General features: G+C 73.6%; 15 protein-coding genes. 10 read left to right on the top strand and 5 right to left on the bottom strand.

Going from position 1 to position 15,898, the window contains the following annotated elements:
• Nucleotides 1-31 precede the first annotated feature (31 nt).
• Entirely contained in the window at nucleotides 32-970 is a 939-nt protein-coding gene (locus IEZ20_RS19170; RefSeq protein ID WP_189300236.1) for a 5'-nucleotidase, read from the top strand.
• Nucleotides 971-1,005: 35 nt separating this feature from the next.
• On the opposite strand, the gene IEZ20_RS19175 is transcribed toward IEZ20_RS19170, so the two are convergent.
• Both IEZ20_RS19175 and IEZ20_RS19180 read right to left on the bottom strand, forming a co-directional pair.
• Nucleotides 1,006-1,854: a siderophore-interacting protein gene (locus IEZ20_RS19175; RefSeq protein ID WP_189300237.1), complete on the bottom strand. Its 849-nt coding sequence runs from the start codon at nucleotides 1,852-1,854 to the stop codon at nucleotides 1,006-1,008.
• Between the two features lie 112 nt (nucleotides 1,855-1,966).
• Nucleotides 1,967-2,887: a 5'-3' exonuclease gene (locus IEZ20_RS19180; RefSeq protein ID WP_373303946.1), complete on the bottom strand. Its 921-nt coding sequence runs from the start codon at nucleotides 2,885-2,887 to the stop codon at nucleotides 1,967-1,969.
• Between the two features lie 155 nt (nucleotides 2,888-3,042).
• Here IEZ20_RS19180 and IEZ20_RS19185 point away from each other — a divergent pair, with 155 nt between their 5' ends.
• The 4 genes from IEZ20_RS19185 (at nucleotide 3,043) to IEZ20_RS19200 (ending at nucleotide 7,692) form a co-directional block, all read left to right on the top strand.
• Entirely contained in the window at nucleotides 3,043-4,122 is a 1,080-nt protein-coding gene (locus IEZ20_RS19185) for a quaternary amine ABC transporter ATP-binding protein (RefSeq protein WP_189300239.1), read from the top strand.
• Nucleotides 4,115-5,932 carry an ABC transporter permease/substrate binding protein gene (locus IEZ20_RS19190; protein ID WP_189300241.1) on the top strand — a complete coding sequence of 606 codons (1,818 nt, stop codon included), beginning with the start codon at nucleotides 4,115-4,117 and terminating at the stop codon, nucleotides 5,930-5,932. The genes IEZ20_RS19185 and IEZ20_RS19190 overlap by 8 nt, the downstream gene beginning before the upstream one ends.
• A gap of 385 nt (nucleotides 5,933-6,317) precedes the next feature.
• On the top strand, nucleotides 6,318-6,890 hold the full coding sequence (locus IEZ20_RS19195; protein WP_189300244.1) for a helix-turn-helix domain-containing protein: 573 nt from the start codon (nucleotides 6,318-6,320) through the stop codon (nucleotides 6,888-6,890).
• A gap of 82 nt (nucleotides 6,891-6,972) precedes the next feature.
• A complete protein-coding gene (locus IEZ20_RS19200) occupies nucleotides 6,973-7,692 on the top strand; it encodes a helical backbone metal receptor (RefSeq protein WP_189300247.1) in 720 nt (239 codons plus the stop codon).
• Here IEZ20_RS19200 and IEZ20_RS19205 read toward each other — a convergent pair.
• Complete coding sequence (locus IEZ20_RS19205; protein WP_189300249.1) at nucleotides 7,604-8,761, bottom strand: TDT family transporter; 1,158 nt, start codon at nucleotides 8,759-8,761, stop codon at nucleotides 7,604-7,606. The two genes, IEZ20_RS19200 and IEZ20_RS19205, sit on opposite strands and share 89 nt — an antisense overlap.
• A 70-nt stretch (nucleotides 8,762-8,831) precedes the next feature.
• Between IEZ20_RS19205 and IEZ20_RS19210 the strand changes: the two genes are divergently transcribed.
• Entirely contained in the window at nucleotides 8,832-9,749 is a 918-nt protein-coding gene (locus IEZ20_RS19210) for a LysR family transcriptional regulator (protein WP_189300251.1), read from the top strand.
• 62 nt (nucleotides 9,750-9,811) lie between these two features.
• Entirely contained in the window at nucleotides 9,812-10,762 is a 951-nt protein-coding gene (locus tag IEZ20_RS19215; protein WP_189300253.1) for a phosphotransferase, read from the top strand.
• Here the strand turns inward: IEZ20_RS19215 and IEZ20_RS19220 are convergent.
• Complete coding sequence (locus IEZ20_RS19220; RefSeq protein ID WP_189300256.1) at nucleotides 10,746-11,432, bottom strand: gamma-glutamyl-gamma-aminobutyrate hydrolase family protein; 687 nt, start codon at nucleotides 11,430-11,432, stop codon at nucleotides 10,746-10,748. The genes IEZ20_RS19215 and IEZ20_RS19220 overlap by 17 nt on opposite strands.
• A 109-nt stretch (nucleotides 11,433-11,541) precedes the next feature.
• Complete coding sequence (locus tag IEZ20_RS19225) at nucleotides 11,542-12,279, bottom strand: FadR/GntR family transcriptional regulator (RefSeq protein ID WP_229896137.1); 738 nt, start codon at nucleotides 12,277-12,279, stop codon at nucleotides 11,542-11,544.
• Between the two features lie 95 nt (nucleotides 12,280-12,374).
• Here IEZ20_RS19225 and IEZ20_RS19230 point away from each other — a divergent pair, with 95 nt between their 5' ends.
• Genes IEZ20_RS19230 through IEZ20_RS19240 form a run of 3 tightly spaced genes read left to right on the top strand, consistent with a single transcriptional unit; the run spans nucleotide 12,375 to nucleotide 15,897 of the window.
• Entirely contained in the window at nucleotides 12,375-13,733 is a 1,359-nt protein-coding gene (locus tag IEZ20_RS19230) for a glutamine synthetase family protein (protein ID WP_189300258.1), read from the top strand.
• 11 nt (nucleotides 13,734-13,744) lie between these two features.
• Entirely contained in the window at nucleotides 13,745-15,118 is a 1,374-nt protein-coding gene (locus IEZ20_RS19235; protein ID WP_189300260.1) for an aldehyde dehydrogenase family protein, read from the top strand.
• Nucleotides 15,115-15,897, top strand: a complete 783-nt coding sequence (locus IEZ20_RS19240; protein WP_189300262.1) for a 3-oxoacyl-ACP reductase — start codon at nucleotides 15,115-15,117, stop codon at nucleotides 15,895-15,897. Before IEZ20_RS19235 ends, IEZ20_RS19240 begins: the two co-directional genes overlap by 4 nt.
• The last annotated feature ends 1 nt before the right edge of the window (nucleotide 15,898 follow it).

The raw sequence follows: 15,898 nt of genomic DNA on the forward strand, positions 1-15,898 counted from the left end.
GTAGGGACCGGCCGGTGTGAAGATGGAGGACATGCCGGCCTACGATCTTGCCGACCGACTCGTCGTCGGTGTCGCCTCCAGCGCCCTGTTCGATCTGCGGGAGTCGGACGCGGTCTTCCGCGAGCAGGGCGAGGAGGCCTACCGGGCCTACCAGGAGGAGAACCGGGACAACACGCTCCAGCCGGGCGTGGCCTTCCCGTTCATCCGCAGGCTGCTGTCGCTGAACGACCTCGGCGAGCCGGGGGATCCGCTCGTCGAGGTCATCATCCTCTCCCGCAACGACCCGGACACCGGCCTGCGGGTCATGGGCTCGATCAAGACGCACCGACTGCCCATCACCCGCGCCGTCTTCATGCAGGGCCGCTCCCCGTACAGGTTCATGCCCGCGCTGAACATGTCGCTGTTCCTGTCGGCGAACGGCGACGACGTGCGCGAGGCCGTCGCCGCCGGGCTGCCCGCGGGACACGTCCGCGGCGGGGCGTACCCGGACGACCTCGCCGACCGGGAGCTGAGGGTCGCGTTCGACTTCGACGGGGTGCTCGCCGGTGACGCCGCCGAGCAGGTGTACCAGGCCGACGGACTGGAGGAGTTCCGCGCGCACGAGGCCCGCAACGCGGCGACCCCGCACGATCCCGGGCCGCTGCGGGACTTCCTCGCCGGGGTGAACCGGATACAGCGCCGCGAGGAGGAGCGGTGCACGAGCGATCCGGACTACGCGGTCCGGGTCCGCGTCTCCATCGTGACCGCGCGCAACGCCCCCGCCCACGAGCGCGCCGTGAACAGCCTCAAGCAGTGGGGTCTGCGGGTCAACGACGCCTTCTTCCTCGGCGGCATCGACAAGGGCGCGGTGATGCGGGTGCTGGACCCGCACATCTTCTTCGACGACCAGGTGACCCATCTGGAGAGCACCTCACGGACCACGCCCAGCGTGCACATCCCGTTCGGCAGGATCAACCAGACGGCCCCCTGACGGGCGGACGGCACGCGCCCCCAGGGCCGCGACGCTCAGGCCGCCGCTGCCGCCACGCCCTCCTGCTCGGCCTCGACGCGGGCGTTCCAGTCCCGCTTCGAGGCCTGCCAGCCGTCCTCGTTGTGGCCGAGGCGCCAGTAGCCGGAGATCGACAGGTCCTCGCGCGGGATCTGCCGTTCGACCCGGAGCAGGCGGCGCAGTTCCTTCACGAAGCCCGCCTCGCCGTGGACGAACGCGTGGAGCCGTCCCTCGGGGAAGTCCAGGCCGCGTACGGCCTCCAGGAGGGCCGCGCCGACCGGGCGGTCCCCGCGGTGCAGCCAGACGACCTCCACGCCGGTGTCGATCTTCTGCTCCTCCTCGGGGCCGGACACCTCGACGAAGGCGTGGGCGCGGGCGCCGGCGGGCAGCGCCTCCAGGGCACGGGCGATCGCGGGCAGGGCGCTCTCGTCGCCGGCGAGCAGGTGCCAGTCGGCGTCGGGGTCGGGCGTGTAGGCGCCGCCGGGGCCCATGAAGCGGACCGTTTCACCGGGCTGTGCGCGCAGGGCCCAGGGACCGGCCAGGCCCTCGTCGCCGTGGACGACGAAGTCCAGGGTCAGCTCCCGCCGGACCGGGTCCCAGGCGCGCACGGTGTACGTCCGGGTCACCGGCCACTGCTCGCGGGGGAACTCGGCGCGGATCCGCTCCAGGTCGAAGGGCTCCGGGTAGGTGACCCCGTCGGCGCCGAAGAGCAGCTTCACGTAGTGGTCGGTGCAGGTGTCCGCGGCGAATCCGGCCAGGCCCTCGCCGCCGAGCACCACGCGCTGCATGTGCGGGGTCAGGCGCTCGGTGCGTACCACCTGGGCGGTATGGGGCTTGCGCGGCTTTCGTCCCGGACGTTCTGCCATCACGGCCTCCTGCGAGGTTGGTTAGGTTTACCTAAGTTAGCATCCCGCTCCGCTGTGCCACCTCTCCGTGGGCCCTCGTCCTGATCGCTTTACCTGAATATTCCGGTCGGGCTCAGTGCGCCAGCGTCGTCAGCAGCCGCTGCAGGGAGCCCCCGAGGCCCCACCTGCGTGCCAGCTCCTCCAGCGCCGCCGGGTCGCTCGGGGCCTGCGGCAGCGCGGTACCGACGTCCGGCAGCGGCACGTCGTCGGCCACCCGCACCACCTTCGGCGCGACCGCCACATACGGCCGGGCCTCGGTGAGCCGCCTGCGCTGCGAGGGCGTGAGCTTCGCCCGCGGGTCGTCGACCGCCGCCATGATCCCGGCCAGGTCGCCGAACTCGGCGAGCAGCTTGGCGGCCGTCTTCTCACCGATCCCGGCCACGCCCGGCAGGCCGTCGCTCGGGTCGCCGCGCAGCAGTGCCAGATCCGCGTACCCCCGCCCGTCGACGCCATACTTCTCGCGCAGCACCGCCTCGTCGGTCAGCTGCAGCGTGCCCACGCCCTTCAGCGGATACAGCACCCGGATCCCGCGCGCGTCGTCCACCAGCTGGTACAGGTCGCGGTCGCCGGTGACGATGTCCACCGGGCCCTTCGCGCGCGCGGTGAACGTGCCGATCACGTCGTCCGCCTCGTACCCCGCGACGCCGACCCGCGCGATACCGATCGCGTCCAGCACCTCCTCGATCACCGGCACCTGCGGGGCCAGCGTGTCCGGCACCTCCTCCGCGTCCGGCGCGCCCTCGTGCTCCTCGGCGACGCGGTGCGCCTTGTAGGTCGGGATGAGGTCCACCCGCCACCGCGGGCGCCAGTCCGCGTCCATGCAGGCCACCAGGTGCTCCGGCCGGTGGTCCTTGACCAGCCGGTCGATGAAGTCCAGCAGCCCGCGGACCGCGTTGACGGGCGTGCCGTCCGGCGCCTTCACGGAGTCCGGGACGCCGAAGTACGCGCGGAAGTACAGCGAGGCGGTGTCGAGAAGCATGAGTCGTCCGGTCACGCACGCATCATGCCGCACGCCACCGACAGCGGCGTCGGCTCCCGGAACGCGTTGCGTGACGCGCACTGCCGTGAACCCGGCCACTCGCGGGTTTGCCCGGGCTTGACCTGGGGAGGCGCCGCCTCTGTCCTGTCCCCGCCAGACGAGAGGTTCGCGTGTCATCAGCCAGGCTTGAGGCGGAACACCTGTTCAAGGTGTTCGGCAGACGACCGGAGCAAGCAGTGGAACGCCTGCGCGAGGGCGCCGACCGGGCGGAGCTGCGCGCCGACGGCACGACCGCCGCCGTGATCGACGCGTCCTTCCGCGTCGCCGCCGGTGAGATCTTCGTGGTGATGGGGCTGTCCGGTTCCGGGAAGTCCACCCTCCTGCGCATGCTCAACGGGCTGCTGGAGCCGACCGCGGGCAGCGTCCGCTTCGACGGGCGGGACCTGACCGCGCTGTCCGACCGGGCGCTGCGCGAGCTGCGCTCCCGCAAGATCAGCATGGTCTTCCAGCACTTCGCGCTGTTCCCGCACCGCAGCGTCCGCGACAACGCCGCCTACGGCCTGGAAGTGCAGGGCGTGCCCCGCGCCGAGCGCGAGCGCCGCGCCGACGAGGCGCTCGCCCTGTGCGGCCTGGCCGGCTGGGAGACGTCCTGGCCCGACGAGCTGTCCGGCGGCATGCAGCAGCGCGTCGGCCTCGCCCGCGCCCTCGCCACCGACGCCGACGTGCTGCTGATGGACGAGTCCTTCAGCGCCCTGGACCCGCTGATCCGCCGCGACATGCAGGACCAGCTGCTGGAACTGCAGAAGACCCTGAAGAAGACCATCGTCTTCATCACCCACGACCTCAACGAGGCGATGCGGCTCGGCGACCGCATCGCCGTCATGCGCGACGGCCGGATCGTCCAGACCGGCACCGCCGAGGACATCCTGCTGCGCCCCGAGAACGACTACGTGGCCTCCTTCATCCAGGACGTCGACCGCTCCCGGGTGCTGACGGCGGGCGCCCTCATGGACACCTCGGTCACCGCCGACGCCCCGCTGTGCGGCTGCGAGACCGCGACCCGCGAGACCCCCTTCACCCGGCTCTGCGCGATCAGCGCCCGGCTGTCCCACCGCGTCTCCGTCGTGGACGAGGCGAACCGTGTCATCGGTGTCGTCCCCCGGCAGCGGCTGGTCGGCTTCCTCGGCGACGAGACGGCCGGCCCGGCTCCCTGTGACAACCCGGAGGGCAAGGTGATCAGCCGTGCCTAGGATCCATCTCGGCGACTGGGTCGACTCCGGCGTCTCCTGGCTGGTCGACCACCTCTCCTGGCTCTTCGACGCCGTCAGGGCGGTCATGGAGGGCATGTACGACGGCATCGACGCCGTGCTCGCCGCCCCGCAGCCGCTGCTGATGGCCGGCATCCTCGCCGTCCTCGCCTGGTGGCTGCGCGGGCTGCTCGCCGGTGTCCTCGCCTTCGCCGGGTTCGCCCTCGTCGACTCGCTCGACCTGTGGGACCGGGCCATGTCCACCCTCGCCCTGGTCCTCGTGGCGACCGTGATCGCCCTGGTGATCTCCATCCCGCTGGGCATCCTGGCCGCCCGCTCCAAGGCGGTCAGCGCCGCCGTACGGCCGGTTCTGGACCTGCTCCAGACCATGCCCTCGATGGTCCTGCTGATCCCGGCCATGCTCTTCTTCGGCCTGGGCACCGCCGCGGGCGTCGTCGCCACCCTGATCTTCGCGCTCGCCCCCGGCGTCCGCATGACCGAGCTGGGCATCCGTCAGGTCGACGCCGAGCTGGTCGAGGCCGCCGAGGCGTTCGGCACCGCCCCGCGCGACATCCTGTGGCGAGTCCAGCTGCCGCTCGCCCTGCCGACCATCATGGCCGGCGTCAACCAGGTGATCATGCTCGGCCTGTCCATGGTCGTCATCGCCGGCATGGTCGGCACCGGCGGCCTCGGCGGCGCCGTCAACGAGGCCATCGGCCAGCTCGACATCGGCTACGGCTTCGAGGCCGGCGTCGGCATCGTCGTCCTCGCCGTCTACCTCGACCGCGTCACCGGCGCGCTCGGCACCCAGCTCTCCCCGCTGGGCCGCAGGGCCGCCGCGAAGGCCCCCACGCGCGCGTGGTCGTACCGCCCGCGCCCGGCCGTCGCCGTGGCCGGGGCCGTCGTCCTCGCCCTCGTCGCCGGCGGACTCGGGATCTTCGGCTCCTCCACCGGCACCTCCGAGGCCTCCGGCACGGACGTCGGCAAGGGCAAGGAGATCCGGATCGGCTACATCCCCTGGGACGAGGGCATCGCCTCCACCTTCCTGTGGAAGGAGCTGCTGGAGGAACGCGGCTTCAAGGTCACCACGACCCAGTACGCGGCCGGCCCGCTCTACACCGGCCTCGCCACCGGCCAGCTCGACTTCCAGACCGACTCCTGGCTGCCCACCACCCACGCCGAGTACTGGACGAAGTACGGCAAGCAGCTGGACGACCTCGGCAAGTGGTACGGACCCACCTCCCTGGAGCTGAGCGTCCCCTCCTATGTCAAGGACGTGAACTCCCTGACGGACCTCGAGGACCACGCCTCCGAGTTCCACGGGAAGATCATCGGCATCGAGCCCAGCGCGGGCATGATGAGCCTGCTGAAGAGCAAGGTGCTCAAGGAGTACGGCCTGGACGGCGCCTACGACGTGGTGGACGGCTCCACCCCGGCCATGCTCGCCGAGCTGAAGCGCGCCTACGCCCGCAAGGAGCCGGTCGTCGTGACCCTGTGGTCGCCGCACTGGGCGTACAGCGACTACGACCTGAAGAAGCTCGAGGACCCCAAGGGTGCCTGGGGCCGGGGCGACGGCGTGCACACCCTCGCCCGCAAGGGCTTCGCCGCCAACAACGCGCAGGTCGGCCAGTGGCTGAAGGACTTCTCGATGACCGAGGAGCAGCTGACGGGTCTGGAGGCGCGGATCCAGAAGTCCGGCAGGGGCAAGGAGCAGGACGCCGTGCGCGACTGGCTGCGGCAGCACCCCGGCCTGGTCGACCAGTGGGCTCCCGTCGCCGCCCGGGACGGCGCCACCAGCCAGGCGGCCGGGTGACCTGACCGGCCCGGACCGCCTCCCGGGGGGCGGGCGCCGCCGAGACGCCGACACGCGTCCGGCGCTGCCCGCCCCCTGTGGCGTTTCCCCTACGGCAAGGATCCGGCCAATCACCGTTCGTGCGGACCGTTGGCCTGCGCCGGGGTGCCGCGCCCAGCTGGTCGGCACCTTCATCCCCCAGGGTGACCGGGTCACCGACCGGTCACCGGCCCCCAAGGCTGGCGCGAACCGAGAGGGTGGGGGATCACGGGGGTGTCAGGGATGTGACAGGCACGTGAAACGGTTTGCCGAACATGCGTAGGGTGCAGAGAAGTCATCAGAGGAAATGCGCCCCGCAGCGGGCACCCGGACAGCGGCACGACGAGCGAGGGAGGGAGCCGGAGCGATGGGCGACCACAAAGAGCAGCAGCCCGTGCGCGTGGGCGCGGCCGTCCGGCGGCGCCGTCGTGCGCTGGAACTGACCCTCGCCGCCGTGGCCGAGCGCAGCGGCCTGTCGGTGCCGTTCCTCAGCCAGGTCGAGAACGACAAGGCCCGCCCGAGCCGCACGTCCCTGGAGAAGGTGGCCGACGCCTTGCGCACCACGGCCGTCGAACTCCTCGCCGCCGCCGACCCGGCGGCGAGCGTGGACGTCGTGCGCGCCGAGACCTTCCCCGAGGGCGACTTCGACCCGCGGACCCGTTCCCTGGTGCGCGGCCACCACCAGCTGCACGCCTCCGAGTTCACCGGCGACCACGACGCCGGCCGCGAGTTCCAGCACCGCAACGACGAGCTGATGTACGTCGCCGACGGCGCGGTGGAGATCGAGGCCGAGGGACGCGCGTACCGCCTCGGGCGCGGGGACACGCTGTACCTGACGGGCGGGGTACGGCACCGGTGGCGGGCCACGGTTCCGGACACCCGGGTCATCGTGGTGGCGGTGGCGGAGCACATCGAGGCCGTGCAGGACAGGGCGCGCTGAGTGCGGCGGGAGCGGTGAGGGGCGTGCCGGGGCGTCGACCGTCCGCGCCCCCGTGGGGCGCCGCCCCTGCCGGGGGTGCGTAGTGCGGGTCGTCTCCCTGGTCCCGTCGCTCACCGAAGCCGTGGCGCTCACCCTGCCCGGCGTCCTCGTCGGAGCCACCGACTGGTGCAGTCACCCGGCGGACCTGGACGTCACCCGGATCGGCGGGACGAAGAACCCGAAGGTGGAGCGGATCCTCGCCCTCGCCCCCGACCTGGTGATCGCCAACGAGGAGGAGAACCGGGCCGCCGACCTGGACGCCCTGCGCGCGGCGGGGGTCGAGGTGCTGGTCACCGAGGTGCGGAGGGTGCCGCAGGCCTTCGCCGAGCTGGACCGGGTGCTCACCGCGTGCGGTGCGGCGGCCCGGCCCCCGTGGCTGGACGCGGCGGAGGCGGCCTGGGCCGGCCTGCCCGGGCCGGCGGAGCGCACGCGGGCGGTCGTACCGGTCTGGCGCCGCCCCTGGATGGTGCTCGGGCGGGACACCTTCGCCGGTGACGTCCTGGCCCGCCTCGGCGTGGACCACGTGTACGCCGGCCACCCCGAGCGCTATCCCCGCGTCCCGCTGGAGGAGCTGCGGGCGGCGGGCGCGCAGCTGGTGGTCCTGCCCGACGAGCCGTACCGGTTCACCGCCGACGACGGCCCCGAGGCCTTCCCCGGGCTGCCCTGTGCCCTGGTCAGCGGGCGGCACCTGACCTGGTACGGGCCGTCCCTGACGGAGGCGCCCCGGGTGCTGGCCGGGGCGCTGCGGGCAGCTCACCGCTGAGCAGGCCGCGCACGGTGCCCCAGGCCGCCGCGAGCCAGGCGGCCACGAGGACGCCGTACAGACCGGCGGCCGTGGCGTCGTACATCGCCAGTCCGGTGTGCCGGCCGAGGGCGGCGGCACCGGTGACACAGGTGCCCACCGGGAAGGTGAACGCCCACCACGTCAGCGAGAAGCCCATGCCCCGGCGCCGGGCCCGCACCACGAGCGCGGTGGCCAGCCCCAGCCAGAGCAGAGCGAACCCCATGACCGGCACCCCGTACAGCACGGCGAAGATGCCGAGGCCGCGGTCGTAGGGGGCCGGTACGACCCCGGGGGCGGCGTCCGCGACGAGGGCGACCGCGGTGGTGGACTGCCCGAGCGGGCCGAGGACCAGGAACAGGGCCGGGGTGAGCGCGAGCGGCAGCGGTCCGCCGGTGAGCAGCCGGGCGAAGATCATGGGCAGCATCACCAGCACGGCCAGCAGGCTCAGCCCGAACAGCGCGAAGCAGGCCAGCAGCAGGGTCTCCCGGGGCTGTCCGGGCGGCAGGTGCGGCACGAGCAGGGGGCCGACGGAGGCCGACACCATGGGCGCGACCAGCGGCAGCAGCCACACTGGGCTGGCCTGGGCGGCCTCGACGCGGTGCCGTACGGCCATCAGGCAGGGCACGGCCACGGCGGCCCCGAGCCCGATCACCGTACCCGTGGCGTACAGCACGGTGTCGAGGGCGACGGCCGCCCGCGTGCCGACGAGCTCCCGGCCCGCCGTCAGGGCGCCGCCGCCCACCGAGAGCAGGGCCATCGCCAGGCAGCCGTAGAAGGGGGCCATGGCCGGGTCGAGGAGGTGGGCGCGGGCCTGGTCGCGGTGGCGGCTCCAGTGCCGGGCCCGGGCGGCCAGCAGGGTCAGCAGCAGGAGGAGGGACAGCGCCCAGACGGCCGCGAAGACACCGCGCGGCCCGTGCACCGGCCCCGGCAGCGCGACGCCGGCCGAGCCGACGACGGCGGTGCCCATGACGGCGGCGTACCAGTTCGGGCCGAGGTGCCGGGTCCGGTCGGCCCGGGGGAGGCGGAGGGGCTGGGCTGCGGTGACCATGCCGCTACGGTCCCGTAGCCGATCGCCCCTGACCAGGGAGTTCCCGTCTATGAGGGCATAAGCTGGTCTTATGAGCGAGGCGGAGGAACAGCGCACGGCATCCCTGGCGCACCGGGTGCCGGACCTCGCCGCGCTGGAGCTGCTGCTGGCCGTGGCGCGGCTGGGCAGTCTCGGCGCGGCGGCCCGGGAGGTCGGCATCACGCAACCGGCCGCGAGCAGCCGGATCCGCTCCATGGAACGGCAGCTGGGCGTCGCCCTCGTCGACCGCTCGCCGCGCGGCTCCCGGCTCACCGACGCTGGCGCCCTGGTCACCGACTGGGCCCGGCGGGTGGTGGAGGCCGCGGCGGCCTTCGACGCGGGGGCGCGGGCGCTCAGGGACCAGCGGGACTCGCGGCTCAGGGTCGCGGCGAGCATGACCATCGCCGAGTACCTGCTGCCCGGCTGGCTCCTGGCGCTGCACGCCGAGCGGCCCGACACGGCCGTGTCGCTGCTCGCGGGCAACTCCGCGAAGGTCGCGGAGCTGCTGCTGGCGGGCGACGCCGACCTGGGCTTCGTGGAGGGCCTGTCGGTGCCGCCGGGCCTGGACTCCGCGGTCATCGCCCACGACCGGCTGATCGTCGTCACCGCGCCGGACCACGCGTGGGCCCGCCGGCGGCGGCCCCTGACGGCGGCGGAGCTGGCCGCGACCCCGCTCATCCTGCGCGAGCGCGGCTCCGGCACCCGGCAGGTCCTGGACGCGGCGCTCGGCGGCCTGGCCCGCCCGATGATCGAACTGTCCTCCACGACGGCGGTGAAGGCCTCGGCGGTCAGCGGCGCCGGGCCGTCCGTCCTCAGCGAGCTGGCGGTGGGCGAGGAGCTGTCGATGCGGCGGCTGGTCAGCATCCCGGTGGAGGGGGTCTCGCTCCACCGGGACCTGCGCGCGGTCTGGCCGACCGGCCACCGCCCGACGGGTCCGGCCCGGGAACTGCTGTCGCTGACACGCGGGTGACGGGTCGTCACCCGAGCGGAAAACCCCTCGCTCCGGGGCGGCCCGGCTCGCCATCATGCGGTATGACCCTCACCGCCCCGCCCGCCACCGGCGTCCGCACCCCCTGGGAAGACCTCCCGGCCGTCGTCCGCGACGCCGTCGCGGAGGTGCTCGGGGCGCCCGTCGTGCGGGCCGTCACCCAGAGCGGCGGCTTCTCGCCGGGCGTCGCCGCCCGTGTGCGCACGGCCGCCGGCCGGACCGGGTTCGTCAAGGCGGTGAGCGCCGACGCCAACCCGCACAGCCCCGGCCTGCACCGCAAGGAGGCCCGCACCGCCGCCGCGCTCCCGGCCGCCGTGCCGGCGCCCCGGCTGCTCGGGTCGTACGACGACGGCACCTGGGTGGCGCTGGTCTTCGAGGAGGTGGCGGGGCACCAGCCCCGGGTGCCCTGGCAGCGGGCCGAACTGGACCGTGTGCTCGACGCCGTGGCCGCGCTCGCCCGCACCGCCACCCCGTCCCCGGTCGACGCCCCGCCCGTCGCCGAGGACCTCGCCGAGGCCTTCTCGGGCTGGCGCCGGCTCCTGGCGGGCGAGGCCGGCGACGTGCGCGGCCGGCTCGGCGAGTGGACCGCCGGCCGCCTTCCCGGACTCGCCGCGCTGGCGGACGGATGGGCCGAGGGCGCGTCCGGGGACACCCTGGCCCACAGCGACCTGCGCGCCGACAACGTCCTGCTCACGGCCGACGGCGTCGTCTTCGTGGACTGGCCGCACGCCCTGCGCGCCGCGCCCTGGTTCGACCTGCTGGTCATGCTGCCGTGCGTGCGGGCCCAGGGCGGCCCCGACCCCGAGGAGGTGTTCACCGCGCACCCCCTGGGCCGGGCGGCGGACCCGGACGCCGTGACCGCGGCGCTGGCCGCCCTCACGGGCTACTTCCTGCACGGCTCGCTGCAGCCGGCGCCGCCGGGCCTGCCCACCCTGCGCCCCTTCCAGCGCGCGCAGGGCGAGGCCGCCCTGGCCTGGCTCAGGAGGCGGCTGTGACCAGGGCCCGCATCACCCGCAGGTCCTCGCCCATCTCCGGGTGCCACTGCACGCCCAGCACCCAGCCCTGGTCCGTCGGCAGCTCGACGGCCTCCACGGTGCCGTCCGCCGCGTAGGCCGACGGCACGAGCCCCTCGCCGAGCCGGTCCACCGCCTGGTGGTGGTACGTCGGCACCGTCAGCTCGTCGGGGACGATCCCGGCGTACAGCGTGCCCGGCACCGGCTTCACCGGGTGCTCGCCGAACGCGCCGACCACCTCCGCGTGCCCGTCCAGGTGCTGGACGAGCGTGCCGCCGAGGGCGACGTTCAGCAGCTGCATGCCCCGGCAGACGCCGAGCAGCGGGACCCCCTCCGCCAGCGCCGCCTCGATCAGCGCCAGCTCCCAGGCGTCCCGCTCCGGCGCGGGCGGCCCCGTGCGGGGGGAGCGCTCGGCGCCGTAGCGGGCCGGGTCGACGTCCGGGCCGCCGGCGATGACCAGTCCGTCGAGCCGGGCCACCGCGCCCGCGGCGTGCTCCGGCGCGTCCGGCGGCAGCAGCGCCGCGAGCGCGCCGGCCCGCTGCACCAGCCGCGGATAGCCGGCCGCGAGCAGCACCGCGTCCAGCTCCCACACCCCCCAGCGCACCCCGGACTCCAGATACGTGCTCACGCCGATCAGCGGCCGTGCGGTCATGCTGCCCTCCCTGGAAAAGCGCCCCGCTGCATGAGTGCCCGCTCTCACGCTGCCCACCCACAAAGGTATGCACCGATACCTTTGCTGGTCCTACTCTGGCAGATCCGGCTCACGCCAGGAAGCCCCGCAGCAGTGCCGCCGTGCCCGCGCAGTGCTCGCGCATCATCTCCCGCGCCCCGTCCGCGTCCCCGTCCAGCACCGCCCCGACCAGTGCCGTGTGCTGCCGCTGGGAGTGCTCCAGGTTGCGCACCAGCAGCGGGATGCAGTCCAGCAGGTCGTTCACGGTGGCCCGGACCGCCGCGTACTGCGCGGTCAGCGACGGCGAGCCGCACAGCTCGGCCAGCGTCAGGTGCAGCAGCGTGTCCGCCCGCCGGTAGTCCGCGAGCGGCGCCCCGTGGGTGCGGTCCAGCGCCTCCCGCAGCCGCTGCGCCTGCTCCCCGGTCAGCCCGTGCGCCGCGCACAGCCCGGCCGCGCCCACCTCCAGCACCTCGCGGAAGCGCAGCACGTCCTCGATGTCCACCTCGGCGATCCGGCGCCGCAGCTCGTCCTCGCCGCCCGCGTCCGGGCGCGGCAGCACGAACGTTCCGCCGTACCGCCCGCGCCGCGCCTCCACCAGACCCTGGTCCTGGAGCACCTTCAGCACCTCGCGCAGCGTCACCCGGCTGATGCCGAGCCGCTCCGCCAGCTCCCGCTCGGCCGGCAGCCGCTCGCCGCCCGGCACCAGGCCCAGCCGGACGATCTGCAGGATCTGCTCCAGCGCCTCCTCGAAACCGTTGCCCGCCCGCACCGGCCGCAGCACCGGGGCGAGCCGGTCCTCCGGCCCGCTCGTACCCATGTCGTGCGACATCCGCCGTACCCCCTTCCCAAGCAATGGTTCTCCGCAATACCTTATGGCTCCCGGCCCGGCCGAAAAAGCGCGATGGCGCCGAAGGAGGCTCTCCCGTGGCAGACCGCACACCCCCGCTCAGCGTCGAGGAACTGCACGCCCTCGTCGCGAGCGGTGAGATCGACACTGTCGTCCTGGCCTTCCCCGACATGCAAGGGCGGCTCCAGGGCAAGCGGTTCGCCGCCCGCTTCTTCCTCGACGAGGTCCTGCACCACGGCACCGAGGGCTGCAACTACCTGCTCGCCGTCGACACCGAGATGAACACCGTCGACGGCTACGCGATGTCCTCCTGGGAGCGCGGCTACGGCGACTTCGCCATGCACCCCGACCTCGCCACCCTGCGCCGGATCCCCTGGCACCCCGGCACCGCCCTGCTCGTCGCCGACCTCGCCTGGAACGACGGCTCCCCGGTCACCGCCGCGCCCCGCCAGATCCTGCGCCGCCAGCTCGACCGGCTCGCCGCACTCGGCTACACCGCCCAGGTCGGCACCGAGCTGGAGTTCATCGTCTTCAAGGACACCTACGAGCAGGCCTGGGACACCGGCTACCGCGGCCTCACCCCGGCCAACCAGTACAACATCGACTACTCCATCCTCGGCACCGGCCGCATCGAACCCCTGCTGCGCCGCCTGCGCAACGACATGGCCGGCGCCGGCCTCACCGTCGAGTCCGCCAAGGGCGAGTGCAACCCCGGCCAGCACGAGATCGCCTTCCGCTACGACGAGGCACTGCGGACCTGCGACCAGCACGCCCTCTACAAGACCGGCGCCAAGGAGATCGCCGCCCAGGAAGGCGTCTCGCTCACCTTCATGGCCAAGTACAACGAGCGCGAGGGCAACTCCTGCCACATCCACCTCTCGCTCGCCGACGCCGACGGCCGCAACGCCATGGCCGACGGCGACGGCATGTCCGACGTCATGCGCCACTTCCTCGCCGGACAGCTCGCCGCCCTGCGCGACTTCTCCCTCCTGTACGCCCCCAACATCAACTCCTACAAGCGGTTCCAGCCGGGCTCCTTCGCCCCCACCGCCGTCGCCTGGGGCCACGACAACCGCACGTGCGCGCTGAGGGTCGTCGGCCACGGCCGCTCCCTGCGCTTCGAGAACCGCCTCCCCGGCGGAGACGTCAACCCCCACCTCGCCGTCGCCGGCCTCGTCGCGGCCGGCCTGTACGGCGTCGAGCAGAAGCTGGAACTGCCCGAGCCCTGCCCCGGCAACGCCTACACCGCCGGCTTCGAGCACGTCCCGACCACCCTGCGCGAGGCCGCCGAGCTGTGGGAGAACAGCGCGATCGCCAAGGCCGCCTTCGGGGACGAGGTCGTCGCCCACTACCGCAACATGGCGCGCGTCGAGCTGGAGGCCTTCGACGCCGCGGTCACCGACTGGGAGCTGCGCCGCTCCTTCGAACGCCTGTGAAAGGTCACCACGTGTCCGACCCGAACGAGCTGACCGTCCTCAACCCCGCCACCGAGGAGACCGTCGCCACCGTCCCCGCCGCGAGCGAGGAGGACGTCGCCGCCGCCGTCGTACGGGCCGCACGCGCCCAGACCGGGTGGGCCGCCCTCGCCCCCGCCGACCGCGCCCGCCTGCTGCGCCGCTTCGCCGACACCGTCGACGCCCACACCGAGGAACTCGCCCGGCTGGAGGTCCGCGAGGCCGGCCACACGCTCGCGAACGCCCGCTGGGAGGCGGGCAACGCCCGCGACCTGCTCCTCTACGCGGCCGGCGGCGCCGAACGCCTGCTCGGCCACCAGATCCCGGTGCCCGGCGGCTGGAACGTCACCTTCCAGGAACCCCTGGGCGTGATCGGCGTGATCGCCCCCTGGAACTTCCCCATGCCGATCGCCGCCTGGGGTTCCTTCCCGGCCCTCGCCGCCGGCAACGCCGTGGTCCTCAAGCCCGCCGAGACCACCCCGCTCACCGCGCTCCGGCTCGCCGAACTCGCCCTGGAGGCAGGCCTGCCCGAGCACGTCTTCCAGGTGCTGCCCGGCTACGGCCACACCGCCGGCCGCGCCCTGGTGGACCACCCGGACGTCGCCAAGGTCGTGTTCACCGGCTCCACCGCCACCGGCCGCGAGGTCATGGAGCGCTGCGCCCGCCTGGTCAAACCCGTCACCCTCGAACTCGGCGGCAAGAGCCCCAACGTCGTCTTCGCCGACGCCGACCTGAAGGCCGCCCTCGACCCCTTCTCCTTCCTGGACAACTCCGGCCAGGACTGCTGCGCCCGCACCCGCATCCTCGTCCAGGAGACGGCGCTGGACGAGGCCCGCGCCCTCCTCGCCGACGCACTGGCCGCCGTGGTCGTGGGCGACCCGGCCGACGAGAAGACCCAGATGGGCCCGCTGATCTCCGGCAGGCAGCTGGAGCGCGTACGGTCGTACGTCCCCGCGGACGCCCCGGCCCTGCGCGGCAGCGCCCCCGACGGGCCCGGCTTCTGGTTCCCGCCGACCGTGCTCACCGGGGAGCGGCAGGACAGCCCGGCCGCACGCGAGGAGATCTTCGGACCCGTGGCCGTCCTCCTGCCCTTCACCGACGAGCAGGACGCGATCCGCCTCGCCAACGACACCCCCTACGGCCTCTCCGGCTCCGTCTGGACCCGGGACGTGGGCCGCGCCCTGCGCGTGTCGCAGGCCGTCCGCGCGGGCAACCTGTCCGTCAACTCCCACTCCAGCGTCCGCTACTGGACCCCGTTCGGCGGCTTCAAGCAGTCCGGCCTCGGCCGCGAACTCGGCCCCGACGCCCTGACCGCCTTCACCCAGACCAAGAACGTCTTCATCAGCACGGAGGGCCCCGCACAGTGACCGACAACAGTGTTTGCCGCCGCCTGGTCGGCCGTACCGCCGTCGTGACCGGAGCCGGCAGCGGCATCGGACTCGCCTCCGCCCGCCGGCTCGCCTCCGAAGGAGCCCACGTCGTCTGCGCGGACGTCGACGAGGCCCGCGGCAAGGCCGCCGCGGACGAGGTCGGCGGGCTCTTCGTCAAGACCGACGTCACCGACCCCGAGCAGGTCGAGGCGCTGTTCAAGGCGGCGTACGACACCTACGGCAGCGTCGACATCGCCTTCAACAACGCGGGCATCTCCCCGCCCGACGACGACTCCATCCTGGACACCGGCCTGGAGGCCTGGAAGCGGGTCCAGGAGGTCAACCTCACCTCCGTCTACCTGTGCTGCAAGGCCGCCATCCCCTACATGCGCCGGCAGGGCAAGGGCTCCGTCATCAACACCGCGTCCTTCGTGGCGAGGATGGGCGCGGCGACGAGCCAGATCTCGTACACGGCCTCCAAGGGCGGCGTGCTGGCCATGTCCCGCGAGCTGGGCGTGCAGTTCGCCCGGGAGGGCATCCGGGTGAACGCCCTGTGCCCCGGACCGGTCAACACCCCGCTGCTGCGGGAGCTGTTCGCCAAGGACCCGGAGCGGGCCGCCCGCCGGCTCGTCCACATCCCGCTCGGCCGGTTCGCCGAGGCCGAGGAGATCGCCGCCGCCGTCGCCTTCCTGGCCAGCGACGACTCCTCCTTCGTCAACGCCACCGACTTCCTCGTGGACGGCGGGATCGCCGGCGCGTACGTCACGCCCCTGTAGG

The sequence above is a fragment of the Streptomyces cinerochromogenes genome (assembly GCF_014648635.1).
GTDB lineage: Bacteria > Actinomycetota > Actinomycetes > Streptomycetales > Streptomycetaceae > Streptomyces > Streptomyces cinerochromogenes.

Excerpts from the sequence above, each read along its gene's own strand:
- IEZ20_RS19170 (WP_189300236.1), top strand. The coding sequence starts at position 32 with ATGCCGGCCTACGATCTTGCCGACCGACTCGTCGTCGGTGTCGCCTCC.
- IEZ20_RS19175 (WP_189300237.1), bottom strand. The coding sequence starts at position 1,854 with ATGGCAGAACGTCCGGGACGAAAGCCGCGCAAGCCCCATACCGCCCAG.
- IEZ20_RS19195 (WP_189300244.1), top strand. The coding sequence starts at position 6,318 with ATGGGCGACCACAAAGAGCAGCAGCCCGTGCGCGTGGGCGCGGCCGTC.
- IEZ20_RS19205 (WP_189300249.1), bottom strand. The coding sequence starts at position 8,761 with ATGGTCACCGCAGCCCAGCCCCTCCGCCTCCCCCGGGCCGACCGGACC.
- IEZ20_RS19210 (WP_189300251.1), top strand. The coding sequence starts at position 8,832 with ATGAGCGAGGCGGAGGAACAGCGCACGGCATCCCTGGCGCACCGGGTG.
- IEZ20_RS19215 (WP_189300253.1), top strand. The coding sequence starts at position 9,812 with ATGACCCTCACCGCCCCGCCCGCCACCGGCGTCCGCACCCCCTGGGAA.
- IEZ20_RS19220 (WP_189300256.1), bottom strand. The coding sequence starts at position 11,432 with ATGACCGCACGGCCGCTGATCGGCGTGAGCACGTATCTGGAGTCCGGG.
- IEZ20_RS19225 (WP_229896137.1), bottom strand. The coding sequence starts at position 12,279 with ATGTCGCACGACATGGGTACGAGCGGGCCGGAGGACCGGCTCGCCCCG.